Raw genomic sequence first — 255 nt, 5'->3', positions numbered from 1 at the left:
CACTTGGCCGGTCGCCATTTGGAGAACCCGAGATTTTACCACCCGGACGTGACCCGGATGGCCGGAAGACTTACGCCTTCAGTGTCGGATACCCCGACAAGTGCAGCGTAAAGCCCGTGGCGTCAACATCCAGCTCGGCCTGCGCGCCAATCGGCAGTGTCGCCTTGGTTGGGCAATGGCCGAACGGCAAGCCCGTGACGACCGGAATCGACAGGTGTTCGGCAAGGTAGTCGCGCATGGCGTCGAAACCATAGC

General features: G+C 61.6%; 1 pseudogene. It reads right to left on the bottom strand.

Annotated features, from left to right (window positions below):
- Positions 1–70: 70 nt before the first annotated feature.
- Positions 71–255 (bottom strand): annotated as a pseudogene (locus tag JFU56_RS22600) (hypothetical protein); the annotation flags it as partial.

Source organism: Moritella sp. F3 (assembly GCF_015082335.1).
Classification (GTDB): domain Bacteria; phylum Pseudomonadota; class Gammaproteobacteria; order Enterobacterales; family Moritellaceae; genus Moritella.
Note: the sequence above shows the minus strand (reverse complement) of the source record. Positions and strands in the feature narration are given on the sequence as shown.